14 protein-coding genes are annotated in these 15,127 nt (G+C 47.9%); 6 read left to right on the top strand and 8 right to left on the bottom strand.

From position 1 onward, the window contains the following. The first annotated feature begins 91 nt into the window (after positions 1 to 91). Positions 92 to 1,114: an IS1595 family transposase gene (locus R2083_RS03830; protein ID WP_317537583.1), complete on the top strand. Its 1,023-nt coding sequence runs from the start codon at positions 92 to 94 to the stop codon at positions 1,112 to 1,114. Here R2083_RS03830 and R2083_RS03825 read toward each other — a convergent pair. The 3 genes from R2083_RS03825 to R2083_RS03815 form a co-directional block, all read right to left on the bottom strand. Further along, a complete protein-coding gene (locus R2083_RS03825; protein WP_317537582.1) occupies positions 1,111 to 1,542 on the bottom strand; it encodes a hypothetical protein in 432 nt (143 codons plus the stop codon). The genes R2083_RS03830 and R2083_RS03825 overlap by 4 nt on opposite strands. A 28-nt stretch (positions 1,543 to 1,570) precedes the next feature. Next, on the bottom strand, positions 1,571 to 2,404 hold the full coding sequence (locus R2083_RS03820; RefSeq protein ID WP_317537581.1) for a DUF2971 domain-containing protein: 834 nt from the start codon (positions 2,402 to 2,404) through the stop codon (positions 1,571 to 1,573). 236 nt (positions 2,405 to 2,640) lie between these two features. Continuing rightward, positions 2,641 to 2,829, bottom strand: coding sequence for a hypothetical protein (locus R2083_RS03815; RefSeq protein ID WP_317530154.1), 189 nt, complete (start codon positions 2,827 to 2,829; stop codon positions 2,641 to 2,643). A 253-nt stretch (positions 2,830 to 3,082) separates the two neighbouring features. Between R2083_RS03815 and phoB the strand changes: the two genes are divergently transcribed. Beyond that, positions 3,083 to 3,811, top strand: coding sequence for a phosphate regulon transcriptional regulator PhoB (phoB, locus tag R2083_RS03810; protein ID WP_317530153.1), 729 nt, complete (start codon positions 3,083 to 3,085; stop codon positions 3,809 to 3,811). A 107-nt stretch (positions 3,812 to 3,918) separates the two neighbouring features. On the opposite strand, the gene R2083_RS03805 is transcribed toward phoB, so the two are convergent. After that, a complete protein-coding gene (locus R2083_RS03805) occupies positions 3,919 to 5,277 on the bottom strand; it encodes a cytochrome C (protein ID WP_317537580.1) in 1,359 nt (452 codons plus the stop codon). Positions 5,278 to 5,548: 271 nt separating this feature from the next. Here R2083_RS03805 and R2083_RS03800 point away from each other — a divergent pair, with 271 nt between their 5' ends. From R2083_RS03800 to R2083_RS03785, 4 genes are all read left to right on the top strand, one after another. Then, a complete protein-coding gene (locus R2083_RS03800; RefSeq protein WP_317537579.1) occupies positions 5,549 to 7,090 on the top strand; it encodes a M10 family metallopeptidase in 1,542 nt (513 codons plus the stop codon). Between the two features lie 235 nt (positions 7,091 to 7,325). Then, positions 7,326 to 8,306, top strand: coding sequence for an Ig-like domain-containing protein (locus R2083_RS03795; protein WP_317537578.1), 981 nt, complete (start codon positions 7,326 to 7,328; stop codon positions 8,304 to 8,306). Beyond that, the gene (locus R2083_RS03790) at positions 8,222 to 9,163 is read left to right on the top strand and encodes an Ig-like domain-containing protein (RefSeq protein WP_411172538.1); all 942 of its coding nucleotides are present in this window, start codon (positions 8,222 to 8,224) and stop codon (positions 9,161 to 9,163) included. Before R2083_RS03795 ends, R2083_RS03790 begins: the two co-directional genes overlap by 85 nt. A gap of 219 nt (positions 9,164 to 9,382) precedes the next feature. Further along, a complete protein-coding gene (locus R2083_RS03785) occupies positions 9,383 to 10,942 on the top strand; it encodes an APC family permease (RefSeq protein WP_317537576.1) in 1,560 nt (519 codons plus the stop codon). 118 nt (positions 10,943 to 11,060) lie between these two features. On the opposite strand, the gene R2083_RS03780 is transcribed toward R2083_RS03785, so the two are convergent. From R2083_RS03780 to R2083_RS03765, 4 genes are all read right to left on the bottom strand, one after another. Beyond that, positions 11,061 to 11,441 (bottom strand): rhodanese-like domain-containing protein, encoded by a 381-nt coding sequence (locus tag R2083_RS03780; RefSeq protein WP_317537575.1) that lies wholly within the window; start codon positions 11,439 to 11,441, stop codon positions 11,061 to 11,063. A gap of 337 nt (positions 11,442 to 11,778) precedes the next feature. Further along, positions 11,779 to 13,041, bottom strand: a complete 1,263-nt coding sequence (locus R2083_RS03775; RefSeq protein ID WP_317529822.1) for a methane monooxygenase/ammonia monooxygenase subunit B — start codon at positions 13,039 to 13,041, stop codon at positions 11,779 to 11,781. Next, positions 13,041 to 13,865, bottom strand: coding sequence for a methane monooxygenase/ammonia monooxygenase subunit A (locus tag R2083_RS03770; RefSeq protein ID WP_090322876.1), 825 nt, complete (start codon positions 13,863 to 13,865; stop codon positions 13,041 to 13,043). The genes R2083_RS03775 and R2083_RS03770 overlap by 1 nt, the downstream gene beginning before the upstream one ends. 168 nt (positions 13,866 to 14,033) lie before the next feature. Beyond that, a complete protein-coding gene (locus tag R2083_RS03765) occupies positions 14,034 to 14,840 on the bottom strand; it encodes a methane monooxygenase/ammonia monooxygenase subunit C (RefSeq protein ID WP_090322878.1) in 807 nt (268 codons plus the stop codon). Positions 14,841 to 15,127 lie beyond the last annotated feature (287 nt).

Raw genomic sequence — 15,127 nt, 5'->3', positions numbered from 1 at the left:
TCAAATATTTCATATCTGAAATATTTGTATTGAATATTATTCTTTATGTGATATATTGATGTCATATATGACACACAAAGAATAGTTAACTATGTCACAACACTTCCTGTTATCAGCCAAAGCCCGCACCCTATCAGTGCGCAGGGTTATGGATTTGACCGATGATCAAGCATTCCAATTATTCAAAGAAGTGCGCTGGGGTGCTGGCGGCAATGTGTTATGTCCGGTGTGTGGAACAGTAGGAAGGCATTACTTCATTAGCGCACGCAAGCAATGGCGCTGCAAAGATTGCGGACATACATTTTCGGTAACCTCTGGAACAATATTCGCATTCCACAAGTTACCATTGCGCGTTTACTTGGCCGCAATTGCTATCTATACCAACGCTGTAAAAGGATTGTCTGCGCTGCAACTATCTCGCGATCTTGGGGTGCAATATAAAACCGCCTTTGTTCTGGCGCACAAAATACGTGAATCATTGATTAAATGCCGGGATAATTCTCAGCTTGCAGGTGAAATACACATGGATGGCGCTTACGTGAATGGATCAATCCGTCAGAAAAATAAGAAGAAAGACCGTGTTGATCGCCGTCTCATCGAACATCAAAAGCCAAATAAGCGTTGCGTGTTCGTGATGCGGCAAAAAGTTGAAACAGATGGGAATTTGATTAAAGGCTCAAACAAAACTTTGACTTTCGTTATCAAAGCAGAGAATCAGGCTGATGTAAGTAAATTAGCCAATCAATTTGTGCAGAAAGGATCAATAATCTGTGCTGATGAGTCTCATGCTTACGATATGCTGCATGCCAGGTTCGATGCGCGCCGCGTGAATCATACCAAGGAATACAGAAGTGACGCAGGGGTTACAAACAACCTTGCAGAGTCTTATTTTTCACGGTTTCGTCGTATGCAGTACGGTCAAACACACAAGTTCGGCAATCAATATCTGGCAAACTACGCTAATGAAGCGGCTTATCGGGAAGATACTCGCCGCCAGTCAAATGGCGAAATTTTCATGGATATTACAAAGAAATGTGCAAAAACTCGCACGCATAATGATTGGTGCGGGTACTGGCAGGGGAATAAACGGCAATCCGAAAGATTGGCGTCCTAAGTGATCACCCAGGTGCGCGCCAATCCTTCTGGCGTTCCCTGTGCTACCAATCCCTTTTTTTCTAAAATCTTCAACACGCCCAAAGCATTTCTCTGCATCTGATCAATCATTTCTGCATTAGGTTCAAGACCCTTGGCTTGCAGCATAGCTTCAGATATTTTTCTGCTAGTCATTGAACATTCGGCTTTTCTGAGAATATCCAGAACCAATCTTGGGCACTCCCCAGGTTTAAAATATTTGTTCAGCACTCTGCGTTTCTTGGCGCGAATTGAGCGCAGATCATATTCTGGTGAAAATAACTTGATAGTTGCGTCTATATGGCTTATTTCACTTAGGATTCGATCTATTTCTGATTGATATTGTTGAATAAGGCCAGACATTTCTGCGCGTTTTGCAACAAGGCCGCTTACTACGTAGGATTCGGACATTCTGCACCTGAAGGTAAAAATACAGGTGCTATATTAATGACTCGCGCGAAGAAGAGCTGTGTGCTGTTGCTACATAATAGCGGATCTCCGCCGCTTTGTAGAGATAATCCTGATATTGCTTCAGTTCTGGTCTCAAAAAATCCGGATTAATTGCACTCTCACTAATCGGCGCAAGATTCTGCTTGTATTTGAACTCCGAAGCACATACATCTGGAATGGGATTCGATCTAAGAGCATAGGAGTCAACAGGGCTTTCAATCTGTTCATAGAGAACACTCCGTCCAGCAAGCGTCTCCATAACAGCCAATCGGGTTGACTCAGGACAGCGCAGACCAAAGTACACTATTTTTACAGCACGAAAATCATGCTCATGCAAGCCAGGAGGTGATGTGACGAGTCGTACTTCTTCCTCGTAATGCCAAGGAGTGGACTTCACACCAAGGATCTGTTGAAGGATAACTACTGGCGTGACAGCACCAATGAGCTGCTCAGATCGTAGAACTGGTGCAGCATCGTTGTACTGAACATCAATACAGTAGTGTAAGTTTGGTTCAAATTCAGCCAACTTTTGCAGGTCGTAGCCTACGCAAAAGCCTCGGTGTGAACCGCCATAGTGTGCCCAAATCAGCTCATTCAACGGGTTGTAGCTGAGAGAAAAAACGCCACTCTTGTCGACGAAACTAAGTACTTCGTTCACCGCTTTAGAAAAAGCATCTAGCGCAGCAGAATTCGCCAATTCATGACTCGATATCAGCTGTTTGAACGCTGATAGCTGACCGTCTAATGCACCACGATCAAAACGACCTTCGAAAGGATCATTCAGAGTCTCTCTTGGGGCCGCAAAAAACGTGGCGTTACGCAACGATTCGAGATCTCGCTCTAGCGTACTAGAGTCACCACTTCTGTACTTAAATGCGAAGCGCAAAGGTGGCATGATCACAATGTATGACGTTGAAAGTAATTGGTAGCAAAAGCTGCACAGCAGCGGAGGAAAAGACAATACCCCGTCGCATTCATCATTGTATTAATGCCTTCAAAATTAGGATTACCATTTTCCGATAACGCTTTTTGTATACCGTTTCGCGTAATTCCCATTTCCTACGCTAATGCTGAAACACCTTTGGCACGAGCAATCATGCGTAATTGAGCGAGCAAAGCGGCAGCGTATCCATCCTTCGCGTATTCCTCGAAAGCCGTGGTGAGATATCCGTCAATCTCGTCTGGATGACTGCGGTAGTAGATTTCTTCGCTTTCATCCAATGTTTTGTAAGTACGCTTATCAGTCATTATTTTCCAGTATTTCTTGGCACTTTCGATATCTCTATGGCGACTGTTTTTATCATTGCCACATAATAAGATCCTATTTTATCAGCATCTTCATCACAAGATAGGCGAGCATCCAGTAATTGCACAACGCAATCCGATGGCCGCACAGCGGGTTAGTCAGACACTGAATAATATTACCTTCATCTTCCTGTCATAAAAATGTAACGCTTTCTTTATATGATTGCAGCATTCTTAACTGTAGATGGAGTGGTTGATGGCTGTCACCATACTCGTTGTCGAAGACGAACATGCAATTCAGGAGCTGATCGCGCTGAACTTGAAGAAAGCGGGACATATCGTTTTGTGCGCGGACGATGCCGAGCAAGCGAGGAAAATGGTCAATAACGTTTTGCCGGATTTGATTTTGCTCGACTGGATGCTGCCGGATACGAGCGGGGTAGAATTTGCGCGTAAATTGAGACGGGAAGAACGCACCAAGGCGATTCCAATCATCATGCTCACCGCGCGCGTGCAGGAAAGCGACAAAATTGCCGGACTGGAAGCCGGTGCGGATGATTACGTCACCAAGCCGTTCTCACCCCGGGAATTGCTCGCTCGCATCAAAGCCGTGCTGCGCCGCCGTTTGCCCGAGATGTCCGACGACATCATCGAGTCCGGCGGATTGAAACTGGATCCTTCGACGCACCGGGTTCATGTGCAGACCGGTGATGAACCATCAAAACCGGTGGAAATTGCGCTCGGTCCGACCGAATTCCGCCTGTTGCATTTCCTGATGGCGTACAAGGAGCGTGTGCACACCCGCGCGCAATTGCTCGACCGAGTCTGGGGCGATCATGTGTTTATCGAGGATCGCACCGTCGATGTGCATATCCGCAGACTGCGCAAGATTCTGGAAGCGGTGGGAAAAGAAAATCTGGTGCAAACCGTGCGCGGCACCGGCTACCGGTTTTCTGTCGAACATCAAGAAGAGCATGCCGAATAAATCGAATCGCACATTTACCCTTTTTTCTCAGCACCGTACAACTTAAGATCTCCAAAAAAAAGAAACCCGCAGAAGCGGGTTTCTTGCCGGCCGATCAGAGCTCAGCTTTAGAAAGCCAGCCAGCCATTCAAGTAAAACGCGTCGTTGTTCACCGCATTGCGGCCCAAGCCGTCGTAATTGTGCACGCTGCCGTTAAACTTGAAATTGTGGACGTATTGCGCTGCTAAGCGCAGGTTAACGAACGTGCTCATCACAGAAGTATTCGTTTTACCGAACGGGGTATAGCTGATTTCGGCGATAAACGCTTGGCTCAGCGGATTACCCGTGCGGCTGCCGCTGATGGGATCGCCAAAACTATAGATAACCGTATCGGCCGTTCCGGTGGTTTGGTTGTAAAACAGATTCAAGCCGTATGTTTGCTGGAACGTATATCCGGTTCTTATCCGCACAGTGTCGAGATTGCTTTTGAGTTTATCCGCGAATCCCAGTGCGGAACTGGCGTTCATATTGCGGTTTTCACGCAAATAGGTCGCGGTGAATTCATAAATGTGCACGGGGTTGGCGAGATACTGGTACGTCAGATCAAAGCCGAAGTCATCGTACCGGTCGGTGCCCGCGCCCGTGATGCGTTGCGGGTTCACATCACCGTGCAACCCATAAGCACCCACCGCGCCGTAATGACCGCTCCAGTCCTTTTGCAACGCTATCCGCCAATAAGGCGCGCCGCCGTTTAATCTAGCCTGTTCCGCATCGAACACGCTGATTCCTTTCTGGGCATTTTTCGGCAAACTGGTATAACCGCCCGCTTCGACGTACAGCATATCGTTCAGCATCATATACGCCGTCGCGCCGATCACTTGCGACCCAAGCGATTCAATTAAATTGGCGGCGGATTGCGTTGGCGCCAATGGCGACGAACTCCACGGAAATCCCCAGGTCGGCGTGGTATTCCACAGATCGGTCACGGTCGGGTTGTTATTGGCCGTCAAACCGAATACCAGTTTCTGACCGGCGACATCGGCGTGATCGGCAAAGCGGATATCGGTGTTATCCAATACGCCGATGTTTTCCACACCATCATAAGTTCCCTCGATAAACGCGCCGACCTTGGACGTCAACCGGCCTGCCAGGAAAATAGCCGCTTCATCGATCGTGCCATTATCATTCTTGCTGAAACGCGGCGCGGCGCCACCGGCTTGTGCTTCCTGCGTATGTGTATAGGAACCGCGGATCATGCCGCTCAGTGGAATGATATTGTTATTTTTACCATCGGTTTGCGTATAACCGTTGAGCTTGAAATTCCTGCCGACGGAAGTCAGGTTGGGACCGAATGATTGCACGTGGCAAGCGCTGCACGCAAAACCGGTTTGCCGCGCGAAGCTGGGTAGCGCATTGGCGCTGGAACTCACTAGGAAAAATAACAAAAAGAAAACAAACAGCGATACTGCGCTCTTAGTTACGGTCATCATTCAGCCCTATTTATATATGAAAAATAAAATTAAAAATTATTTAAAAGAATCCCTTACTTAAACTAAAATATCAACTACTCAATTCACACTATCCCATTTGATCCTGTTATTTTCTATAACATATTATTCCCAGGTATATTAACTTTTTGTGAAGTTTCATGAAAAAAATTGTGAAGTATTTAAAGATAGACAGGCGAGCAACAACAATTTAGATTAGCAACCACCACCGAGGCCGATTCCTCAATTTACCGATTAGCAAGGACTCACTATGCCGTCGCCCTTTTTCTCAAGCAGCATCACTAATACCAAGCTCACCCATGACAATTCGATTGATTCTCTGGCGGGCGGCACACGCTGGCTGAGCTCAACCATCTCATACAGCTTTCCTGCCAGTAACAGCTCACTGTATTGGTCTTCTCTTGCGAGCGGATACGGTTCCCGGTTTGGTGATGGCGAACCGTGGAGAAGCGACTTCACAACGTTAACCACGTTGGATCAAGCTGCTTTTGTCAACGCGCTGCAACAATGGGCTAACGTTGCTAACCTCAACTTTGTTCAAGTCGCGGAAACTCCCAGCAATGTGGGCGACATCCGCGCGGCCTATACCTCGGACCCCGATGAGTTGATCCTGGCTTGGGCCTATCTGCCCAGCACCGGTCCCTATGCAGGTGATATCTGGATGAATACCAATGGCTTGCTCAATTTTCAGGAATGGAATCCTGGCAATATCTCCTATGAATCTGTTTTACATGAACTCGGCCATGCCTTGGGTCTCACGCATCCTTTCACTGACCCTGACGATCCATCCAAACCGGTGCTGCCAAAGAATCAGGACAGCGTTATCCACACCATCATGAGTTATACCTACGCGGATCTGCAAGGTGTGGAAGGTAACGAATTTTCCTTTCATCCCACCACGCCGATGGTGCTTGATATCGCGGCGATACAATATTTATATGGCGCCAACACCCGTTACCATGCCGGTAACGATACCTATACCTACAACGACGCCAATATCTATCACGAGACCCTTTGGGATGCAGGCGGCGCTTCCGATACCATGCACTACGAAGGTGCAATTTCCAGTGTGATTGATTTGAATCCGGGTGATGGATCGTTCATTGGTCAGCCGGTCTACGTTCAACTCAACGGTGTCAATATCGGCCAACCGGTTCCGAATGTCTGGATCGCCAATAACGTCACGATTGAAAACGCCATCGCCGGACAAGGGAACGATATCCTGATCGGCAACAGCAGCCGCAACACCTTGGATGGCGGCGCCGGAATCGATACGGTGCAAACCGGCTCAGCGCGCAGTCAATTCACGCTGAACAAGACTTCCGGCGGCTACACCCTCACTGACAACGCCAATCCCGGCAATCAGGATACATTGACAAACATCGAGCGGATGAAATTTGCCGACGCGCATGTGGCGCTCGATCTGGACGGCCACGCCGGAGAAGTCGCCAAGCTGCTCGGCGCGGTGTTCGGCGCTGCCACCATCGCCAATCAGGATTACGCCGGTATCGGTCTGACTAAAGCCGACGAAGGATTGAGTTACGAACAACTGGCAACTTTTGCCATCGATGCAACTAAACTCACCAGTCACGATGACATCGTCACGTTGCTGTGGCAAAACTTGTTCGGCTCCGCACCCACGTTCAGCGAAAAATCTCCTTACATCAACATGCTCGACACAGGCGAAATATCAATCGGCGCACTCGCGGTACTGGCTGCGGACACCGGCATCAATGCGGAAAATATTCATCTGACAGGACTCGCGCAAACCGGACTGGCGTACACCGGTTGATGGCTAATTAGTTCAATCCGCTTGGCCCCACCCTCAAAGGATTGCCGTCGAATCCATTTGCATTAACCATTCGCACATCCAAACAGCTTCTTCCAATAACCCAGCTTTTTCTACGGTTAATCGGCAATTTGTCCGCACTGATGTTCCATGATAATGACCGGCAGCGATGATTGGCTATGCGCCATCATTTATGCCGTGAACACCGTTCAAATTTCTCTTGCAAAAAGGACAGCCAATGCCGCCAATTCCAGCAAAAAAATCCGTAACGTACAGCGATCCAATGCATGCACCGGCGATAAAAGCCGATGACAGTATCGAATTGCACTTTAAAAACGAAGTGATGGCCGGAACCGGCGATATTATCCTCAGCAACGGTTCGGATACCCGCAGAATAGCGGTCAATGACACCAACCAGATTACTTTCAGCAGCAGCAAATTATTCGGTAATTCCGTCATCATCAACCCGGCACAAGACTTGATTCCGAATACCCATTACAGCATCCGGATGGACAGCGGCGTTATCCAGGATATGGCCGGGAATGTGAATAACAGTATCGATGATCCTGACACATTGAGTTTTAATACTACGGACTCCACGCCATTACTCCGCTACAGCAATATCGGTAATATCGGCTATAGCCCGTTCGACTCAGACTTATCCGCACCCGCTGAGTTGACTGCTGATGAAGATATATGGCTCGATTTTGACGAGCGTATGATCCCGGGCAGCGGCAATATCATTCTCAGCAATGGCTCGGATACACGCACAATCGATATCACCGATGCAAGCCAAGTGACATTTAGCGATTATGACGGCTTTGTTACCATCAACCCGGCAGCTGATTTGATTCCCAACACGCACTATCACATTCAAATCCCCGCTGGAACTGTTACCGATACGTCAGGCAATGCCTATGCAGGCAATGTTGATTCAAATGCGCTCGATTTTACTGTCAGTTCTACCGCCCCGTCACTCTGGTGGAGCTATTTATCGAGCGACTCAACATTGAAAGTGGATAGCGGCATTACCTTTTATTTTAATGAAGCAATAAAAGCCGGTAGTGGTTACATCATAATCAGCAATGGCTCGGATACCCGCGCGATTGACATCACCGATACCAGTCAAGTGGAATTTACCAATTCTTTTTCCAACGCCACATCACCATTAAACCATCCGCGGATCTTATTCCAGGCACCTCATACACAGTTCAAATGACTGCGGGCGTGCTGACGGATGACGCCGGTCATGCATTTGATGGGATTGAATCGAATACCATGAATTTCAAGGCGATTGCATCCAATCCATGGTTGAACAGTATTAACTGGGTTAATCTGTATGCGCCGATGGAAGAAATCAGTCTCAAGGTTGATGACAGCATCGTCCTGCAATTCGATGAAAAAGTATTACCCGGTAACGGCGAGATCGTCATCAGTAATGGCATCGATACGCGTGCAATCGATATTCACGACAACAGCCAAGTAGCATTCGATGATTATGGTCAGGTATTCGTCAAACCATTACAAAATTGGGTTCTCGATACTCACTACACTATCCGGATAGCGGCTGGTGTCGTTATGGATAGCAGCGGCAATGCTTTTGCAGGTTCCGATGATCCATCCGGACTCAGTTTCACGCCGGTTGAATCCAATCCCACATTGAGTGGGACCAATTTTATGGCAAGCGACGGTGAGCCATTCGTGCCCGTCAGTTTTCTCTGGAGTGAACAACTGCTTCTTCGCACCGATAGTGGTATTCAATTGCAGTTTGACGAACCAGTGACGGCAGGTAACGGCAAGATTACGATCAGCAGTGACACGGACACCCGCATTATCGATATTCATGATACCAATCAAGTGAAATTCCATGAGTATGGCGATATGGTCATCAGCCCGTTAGAAAATTTGCTGCCGCATACTCATTATCACATCGAGATTGCAAGTGGGGTCATCACGGATACCGCCGGTAATCCTTACGAGGGCATCCATGATACAACCGCCCTGGAATTCACCACAACGGATGCTTATTTCATCACCATGACAGGTGTTGGTTCATCGGGCATCATAGGCTCCTAGATCAAACAGAACGTCCGTCCAGAAAATACTGCGCTGGTGATTTATCGCTTTTACGGGTTCGGACGCTTTATTTTCTGGCGCATCGCACGAAAATCCAGTTAAATCGGGTGCTTTGGTGTTCGCACGCGGCTTTTGACTTCATTACCAATCTTTGTTACTTTCCTGCGCGAACCTGGGAGATTTGCTTTCTCAGCGCTCCGGTAAAACATGAGGAATGACATGCACGAAGAAACCGTAATGCACGGCCTGAAGGCCAAAGGATTAAAAAAAGGATCGGTATCCAAATCGGCGGCCGTTACCATCGGGCTCGCCGCTACCGCACCGGCCTACTCGTTAACCGGCGCGTTGGGATATGGCGCTTCCCAGAGCGGTTATCAGCTACCGATCGTATTTATTTTATCGGTGATTCCCATGTTCTTTGTGGCACTGTCTTATAAGCACCTGACCACTTCCGCGCCCGATTCCGGAACCGTATTTACCTGGGGAACCAAAGCGATCGGCCCGCGTTTCGGCTGGTTTGGCGGCTGGGCGTTGTTATTGGCAAGCGTGCTGGCAGGCGTTGCAGCGACACAGATCATCGTCGATGCACTGGCCATCATTCTGAATATGGCGGAAACACCGTTATGGTTTCACTTTGGCGTAGCGATCTTATTTATCTTGAGCACGACCTATCTGACTGCACTCGGCGCCGAGGAATCATCACGCACCACCATGATCCTGACGATGACGCAATACGGCGGACTTATCGCTCTCGCCGCGGTGTTGTACATACAAGTTCTGCAAGGCAATGCCGTGCACACGGCCGAGCCTCTGTCACTCGAATGGTTTAATCCGTTTGCCATTTCATCGTTTCATGCATTCCTGAATGGATTCCTAGTGGCATTATTTATTTTTTGGGGATTTGACGCATCGCTGGCCATGTCTGAAGAAACCAGCGGCAGCGCCGAGCAGGCGGGACGTAGCGGTATCATTGCCATGATTATCACGGTTGTCACCTATGTCGTTTTCGCTACCGCGGCCCTGGCATACGCGGGCATTGATGCGCATGACAATTCGAGTCTGACTTTCAAGGATAATATCGATTCGATCATTACGGTTCTGGCAACCAGCATGATTGGAGCCAAAGGGGCATTTGTTGCGGCGCTGATCATTGCAATCTCGGCTTTTTCAGCCACCATGTCGACGATCATGCCAGCCGCACGTGCTGCGCTGGCCATGGCGACCTATCGCGCCATTCCGCGCAAATTCTCTTCCATCAATGAGGCAACGCAAACACCCAAATTTGCCACCTGGACGATCGGTTTGATGACGCTGGTTATCTATATCACGTTGAGTCTCATTAGCGAATCAATCGTCAAGGATTCGATCCATAGTGTCAGTATCGCGGTATGTACTTACTACACCGTGGCTGCGTTGTCCTGTGTGCTGTATTTTCACCGTACCGCATTCAACCATTGGCATACCACCATTTCTCAGGTCATTCTCCCTTCGATTGCCGCCATCATTCTAATTGCAGTGGGCATCATTCAGGCATGGAACATGATGGATCCGAATTATGGGTCGAGTGGATCAATTGCGGGAGTTGGTACCGTATTCTTGATTGGCGTGGTCGCGCTACTTTTTGGTGTTCCGCTCATGGCATTGTGGAATTTACGAGAACCCAGATTTTTTCGCGGAGAAACTTTACCGCTTGAGCGAGCGCACATGGTACCCGATAACGGAGAACAAAATGTGCTCAATACCCGCGCTGCTCACATTAGGACAACTGCAAAGAAATAAACTTACTTGTCATACCATCGATGAAAAAACATGGTTGATATTTTTGCTGGACAGTTTACTCAGAACATTAACTGAGTATTTTTATCCAGTTACAGATCTATCAGTGTGTATTTCCTTTCTAAATCGATTTATCTTTCTCAAGAGGAAAGCCCGCATCGCGTAGTGCTCTCATCCCTCCTTGCATCGACTGGACATTGCCATACCCCATTTGTTGCAATGCATCCGCCACCAAGATCGAGCGGTAACCGCCGCCACAATACAACACGATAAGCGCCTGCTTATCCGGTACTACTGTTTCAATATCACGTTCAATAATCCCTTTCCCAAGATGACGAGCACCCGCAGCATGATCTATCCAGAATTCATGATCTTCCCGCACATCAATAAAATGAAATTGTTCACCGCGTGCCAGCCGTGCTTGAACATCCGCCACAGTAGATTCCTTCACTCGCTGTTTGGCTTGTTCCACTAATTGTAAGAATCCTGGATTATGCTTCATACGTTCCCCTTTTTTGTTGATACACTCTATCGTGACCGAATTTGCTCGGTCTATGAATGTATCAAAGTTCTTATTTCGGGTCAAAACGCGATAGACGAAATACTAGAATTCGCACTAACGATTGATTCTCTTGCTCCTAGCCACTTGCAACGATCAATTCACTTAATCTATTGCAACTATAAACCATGAGCGATCGCAAGCGCGATTTTTGACGATCAGAGCACTACATAGACATGAGTGCAAAATACAAGGCACTGAAACAGAAAAAAGGAAATAAAAAACCGGTACACCGGCTGTCTTTCGACAGTGGTGTACCGGTGTTGATACTTAACTTCTCTTACAGTTTGGTAAAGACTGGAATTACCGCGCCAGCAATACTGTTGATATAACGATTGCCTGCTTCATCCCAGGTCATCAACAATCCGCCAAAACGGCTTTCAGGGTCACCCAACAGTGCCATCAAACGTTGCACTTCCCACAACGCATCTTTGGCTTCCATCTTAACTTCACGGGTTTCTCCAGGTTGAACGCCTCTGTCATCATCCATCGATAAGCCGGTTGCTACCAGTTCTCTTGGATAGTCAGGATCCAGGTGTTTGCGGCCCAGTTCGTTCACAAAGCGTACGCCCGCTGTCGTGAATTCACCAATGTTAACCGCTGTGTCACCGTTGTTGGTGATTTCCATCGTTACACGCAGTGCACGGCCAGGTACGTCGTAGTTAGCATGTGTTACTTTGATTGCAACTGGGTTCGGTGCAATCGGTAACGGTGCTACTTTCGATTCGCCAGCTTGGATCGGTACTGTGTATGGGTGTACGCTTTCGGTGTAACGATAGCCGCCCCAAACAATCGCGCAGGTCAGTATTGCAACTGCCAGACCTACTTTTCTGTCCGTTGGGGAGGTTAACAGTTCGTCACCATACGCCAGCAATACGCGGCTACGTGGCAGGAACATCGGTTTCGCTACAAAGTAGCCAATCCAGAAGCAGCCTAAGCCTAACCATACGATGTGCCAGAATATACCGTTGCTGAAGTTGAATGTTTCCAGGTCGATGGTTTTACCAGTCAGTGTGGTTACTGGGTTGGTAAAGTCATCCCAGCTGCCGGAGATGTTCATCCATGAGGCTGGACCTGCAATAGGACCTGCATCTTTGATGTTTACCATCGCGTGCATGTGGTGACGTCCTGGAATACGGGCTTTCAGTCTGACTTCAAATGCATAGTCACGGCCAATTTCCAGAGGACCTGAAATAAACGTTGGTTCGCCGTTCAGTTTGGTGCTTAAACGTACAAACACCGGGCTTGGGCTACCTACGTTAAAGAAGGCGCGGGTTGGTTTACCTACCGCACGTGGCCAGTCTTCAGCTAAGTGAAAGTTACCAGTCATCGTCGCAATGTCGTTGACTTTGGTGACTTTCGGTTGCCATTTCAAGTCGTACCATTGAATACTACGCATACGCAGGAACGGTTCTTGTGAGCGTTCACCGTGTGCCGCTGCTGTCTTAACATCTAACGTCAGCGTCATCGCCAGCGATGCCGCTCCAATCGCTGCTCCATACAGGCCTAATACGCCCAGTTTAAATATGCTTCTTATATTCATTATCTAATCCCCTGTGCAAAGCCTTTTTCACCAAACGCGGTTACGTCGTTCTTCATTGAGATGCGTCCTCTTTCTCCTTTAACATAGTAGAAAGCGGTGCAGTACAGTTTGCCAAAGTACCACCATACGCAGAACATCAGCATAGATACGAACGCTGCGAAGAACGCTGCAATCACTGTGGTGTGTCCACCAAAGGTGCGCAGTGAGCCTTGCTCAATCAGGCGAACATATTCAGGTGTACCGGTACGTACGTACAGGAAACCTGTGTAGTCAGCTACTGATAACAGTACGCCTTCTACAACCACTGGTAAGTGGGTTGGGCCAAATATCGGCCAGTTGCCTGGGTAGAAGAATAATCCAAAGAAGCCGCCGCCTAACAGTGCTGTGATCAGCCAGTTACCGGTCAGCAACATGATTGTATCCATCATCAATGCACCTGGAATCATGGTCGATGGCAGTACAAAGTTGATCGGATAGTGTGACCACCAGTAGAAGCCCCAGTAACGGGTCAGCCATTCACCTACTAACAGGCATACGATACAGAGTGTCGCGCCAAATGGCAGGCGATAGTTTACCCACAGGTAATACATCAGTGCTGCACAGTACATGATACCTACAATCGGTGTTACTACAGGCCACCATTGACGGTCTTTCCAATCCAACCAGAAATCCCAGTCTCCTGCTAACAGCATGAAGTGCATGTGATAGGTTCCTACCAGCAATATACACAGAATCGGAAAATATACCGCATCTATGTATCTGGACATCTTGACCGCTTCCGGCACCATCTTGGCCGCTGCTAAAATTTCGTCTGTTCTACTCACTAGACCCTCCCTTCTTCATTTCGTGTGATATTAAATTATGAAAACTTGACGATTCCCTTGCTTCTTTTTGTCGTCTGCTTATTGCTCGTTTTCATTACTGCATAGTAACTTAAGTCTTCTTATCCTTCCGCCCGTATCACAGGCGGGAAGGATGTGCTGCATTCAGAATTAAGGAACGATACGGTTGTTCAGAATGTCTCTGCTTGAGCCGTTCCAGGTTACATCAGTCAGGTTCGAGTAACGGGTGATGATTTGTGCTGCAATACCGCCCGAGAATAAACCTGCCCAGCCCAGAATCACAAAGCCCCAGTGCAGTGGCGCGCTGAACAGTTCTTCCATGAACCAGAATGCGTGACCCCATTCGTTCAAACCTACGTTTGGCAGAATCATCAATGGGCCAGCAATTGCCATAACCAATGGGAATGATGTGCCGCGGCTGTACAGTGGCAGACGGGTCATCGCGTACAGGTATGATGCTACGCCACACACGATGTACATTGGGAATGAACCGTAGAACACGACTACGTGACTTGGGGTGAAGCTGGTGTCACGAATAATCACTTGGTGCCAGGATGCGTCTTGTTCGGTGAAGAAGCTGCCGCCCCAGTAAACACCAAACAGATACACGCCCAGCCACATCATCCAGTAGAAATAACGTTTGATTTCCAGCTTGGTGTCTAAGTTGTCCAGTTGTTCTTTGGTGTCACGGGTTTTCAGGATCCAACCCCAGGTTACTAACGCAAACAAAGGCATCAGGGTCATGTGTACGCGCCACAGGCCCATCCATACTTTGTCAAATTCCGGTTCCATCGAGTCCATACCGTGTGAGTATGCAAACGTTCTTTGGTACCAGATCCAGAATATCGCTACCAACAGCATTGTTAACATGCCCAGTTTGTAGTACTTCGAGTCGTACCACAGTGACATGTCATAGCTTGCGCTTGATGCACTTGACGTGCCGTAAGTTGTTGCCATGTTTCTACCTCCTAACTGTTAATCAAAACTACTTCTCGTTCTTTTACTCTTCTACTTCTAATACTAATTAATTAGTACTGCTTTTATCTCGGCAGTTAAATTAACCTATTTTCTACCCTTAATTTAACCACACCTCTCAGGCTAGTCGACCTTACCCCTCAAAGTCAAGTCATTTGTCATAAAATCTCCTCCCTCCCCCAAGGGATTTAATCCCCTACCCCTCTCATTTCCCCTTTATCTACAAGGATTAATTATCAGTACCCCACACACTGAAGATTTTAGAAAAA

The organism is Nitrosomonas sp. Is35 (genome assembly GCF_033063295.1).
GTDB lineage: Bacteria > Pseudomonadota > Gammaproteobacteria > Burkholderiales > Nitrosomonadaceae > Nitrosomonas.
The sequence above is the reverse complement of the archived record's forward strand: the minus strand, read 5'-3'. Positions and strand labels throughout refer to the sequence as shown.